This is a genomic window from Microcystis sp. M53603_WE2, assembly GCF_030065435.1.
In genome coordinates this window covers 1-3143 of the sequence record NZ_JASJFF010000481.1, presented here as the reverse complement: position 1 = coordinate 3143, position 3143 = coordinate 1, and the positions used below count along the sequence as shown (strand labels likewise).

Genomic DNA, 3143 nt, shown 5'->3' with positions numbered 1-3143 from the left:
GGAACATAAAGGAAGTCTTAGACCCCCCACTTCCCAACCGACTAGATTTAAGGCCGCTTTAATTGGAATTGGATTAGTGGCACAGAATAAACCTTTAAACAGGGGAAATAATTTCAAATTAATCTCGATCGCTTTGGCCGCATCTCCAGTTAAGAAAGCTTGAATCATTCCTTGGATTTCTTCTCCCACTAGATGACTAGCAACACTGACCACTCCCACCGCACCACAGGTCATCAGGGGTAAGGTGAGAAAATCATCGCCGGAATAAATAGCGAAATTTTCAGGAGTATGACAGTAAATCTTACAGGTTTGTTCTAAATTACCACTAGCTTCTTTTACCGCCACAATATTATCAACTGCTGCCAGTTTAATAATCGTTTCTGGGGTCATATTTTGACCCGTGCGACCAGGTATATTATAAAGCATTACTGGCAGATCGGGACAAGCTTTGGCAATGGCGCAAAAATGCTCATATAAACCCTCTTGGGGAGGTTTATTGTAGTAGGGAACCACTTGTAAAGAACCATCTAAACCCAGTTTAGCAGCCTGTTGGGTCGCTTCGATCGCTTCGGAAGTGCAATTAGAACCCGTCCCCGCAATCACTTTTCCCCGACCATTAACCGCTTTTTTGACAATACTAAATAGTTCGTATTCTTCCTGCCAACTTAGGGTGGGTGATTCTCCCGTCGTCCCACAGACCACTATACCATCGCTACCGTGGGTAACTAGATAATCGGCCAATTTTTCCACCAGGGCATAATTAACTTGACCCTCGACGGTGAAGGGTGTCACCATCGCCGTAATTACTCGTCCAAAATATGTTTCACTCATTGATCAGTTATCAGTTATCAGTTATCAGTTATCAGTTATCAGTTATCAGTTATCAACTTCTGAAGGCAAGAGGCAAAAGAAAGAATCTGGCAATCCTCCTAAGTAGGGAGGCACAATTAGTTATTTGTAGGATGGTTTAGCGGTAGCGTAACATAATCAGGCGTTGGGTTTCATGCTTCAACCCAACCTACGTTCATCTTATATTTAATTCCACCCACCCACTTAATTATTTGTAGGATGGGTTAGCGGTGGCGTAACATAATCGGGCGTTGGGTTTCATGCTTCAACCCAACCTACGTTCTAGTTAACCTCTTGCATAATTAATTTTTGAGGATTCAAAAACGGCAAAAATAAGGATTAAATTGCCTAAAGTCTGTAAATAGACCATTTAATTGATTATTATTCATTCTTAATCCTCCTGACTACTGACTACTGACTACTGACTACTGACTCCTAACCCTAACAACAATTTTTGATTTTTACCAGAGGTCTAGTTATTATCGCCTTGATCTAGCTGATGGCTGATAGCTTAATTATCAAACTGTTGCTAATCTTGAACCGACGAGATTTTTCTTGACTAAAAGTTCCGCAATTTGCACGGCATTTAAAGCCGCACCCTTGCGAATTTGATCGCCGCATAGCCACAATTCTAGACCGTTAGGATGGGAGATATCTTGACGAATGCGTCCCACTAATACTTCATCGCGACCGGTAGCATCAATTGGCATGGGAAAATAATTAGCGTCCCAATCTTCCACTAATTTTACCCCCGGAGCGGACTGAAGAATTTCTCTAGCCTTCACCACAGAAAAAGGCCGACTAAATTCTAGGTTAACCGATTCCGAATGGGCGCGCAGGACGGGAACCCGTACACAGGTGGCACTAACCCGCAGCTCTGGACAAGCAAAAATCTTGCGGGTTTCGTTGACCATTTTCATTTCTTCCTCGCAGTACCCCTGACCATTAATCGGGGTATTGTGGGGAAAAAGATTAAAAGCGAGGGGATAGGGGAAGGAATTAGTGGGAGGTTGTCGATTGTCAAGAATTGCTTGCGCTTGCTGTTTTACCTCCTCCATGGCTCGCGCTCCAGCACCACTAGCGGACTGATAAGTAGAAACTACTACTCGCTCGATCGCCTGTACTTGGTGGAGAGGCCAGATCGCCACTCCTAAAAGAATTGTCGTACAGTTGGGATTAGCGATAATGCCCCGGTGATTGTCCACACTGTCGGGATTGATTTCCGGGACAACCAGAGGCACTTCGGGATTCATGCGAAAAGCGCTGGAGTTATCGATAATCGTCGCACCCGACTCGACAATAGTTTTCGCCCAAACTTTTGAGGTGGCTCCCCCCGCAGAAGCGAGAACGATATCCACGTCCTGAAAAGAGCGCTCGTTTACCGCTTCGATGAGGAGACTTTCGCCCTGAAAATCGAGGGTTTTTCCAGCAGAACGCTCGGAAGCCAGTAATTTTAGACTAGCGAGAGGGAATTGACGACTAGCTAATAACTCTAGTAATTCCGTTCCCACGGCCCCGGTGGCCCCTAAAATAGCGACCCGTACTTTTTGACTCAAATTGTGTAACCTCCTGACGAGTTGGGTGATGATAATGGTCTGAAGAAATCGTTACAGTAAAAAATCTTTTTTGTCCGCCGAGTTATTCTCAAGCTTGGATTGATCGGCTTTTGATCAGCAAAATTTTCTGATTGGGCTTAACTGCCCCAAGGACGGAATAAATTAAATATACCCCATTGACCGCTAAAATAAAAAGATTGTGACAGCTTGGGGAGCAACTGCAGCTATTCCCCTAGAATATCATGAGCGGGACGGATCCACCGCAGGCGTAAACACCGCTCACCCTATTATAAACGTTCCTTGTCGTAAGAGCTAGAAAAATCAATGAAAGTTATTCAGGAAAAGCTTCCTGCCAGTCAGATAGGTTTAGAAATTGAAATTCCCGCCGAAACCACGAAAAACACCCACGAGCAAGTGGTCAAGAATTTAGCGAAGTCGGCCAATATACCCGGTTTTCGCCCTGGTAAGGTTCCCCGTCAGATTCTTCTGCAAAGATTGGGAACTAAAGCGGTAAAAGCGGCAGTAATTGAGGAATTACTTGAAAATTGTCTCGAATCTGCTCTAAAACAGGAGGGAATCGAGTCCCTGGGTACTCCGCAGCTATTGTCTCAGTTTGAGGATTTGATCGCTGCCTATGAACCGGGTAAAGCTTTGACTTTTTCAGTTTCCGTGGATGTGGCCCCGACAATTATTCTCGGAGATTACGAAAATCTGAGCGTTACTGCCGAAGAAACCGTT

Annotated in this window: 3 protein-coding genes; 1 reads left to right on the top strand and 2 read right to left on the bottom strand. The window is 44.6% G+C overall.

All coding sequences use genetic code 11. The features are described 5' to 3' along the window. Together dapA and PX481_RS10030 are read right to left on the bottom strand one after the other, a co-directional pair. The coding region (gene dapA, locus PX481_RS10035; RefSeq protein ID WP_288094520.1) for a 4-hydroxy-tetrahydrodipicolinate synthase at window positions 1-831 on the bottom strand (831 nt) is incomplete at its 3' end. A gap of 536 nt (window positions 832-1367) precedes the next feature. Further along, the gene (locus PX481_RS10030; protein ID WP_002758599.1) at window positions 1368-2405 is read right to left on the bottom strand and encodes an aspartate-semialdehyde dehydrogenase; all 1038 of its coding nucleotides are present in this window, start codon (window positions 2403-2405) and stop codon (window positions 1368-1370) included. A 324-nt stretch (window positions 2406-2729) separates the two neighbouring features. Between PX481_RS10030 and PX481_RS10025 the strand changes: the two genes are divergently transcribed. Beyond that, window positions 2730-3143: trigger factor family protein (locus PX481_RS10025; protein WP_288094519.1), on the top strand; the 414-nt coding region annotated here is incomplete at its 3' end.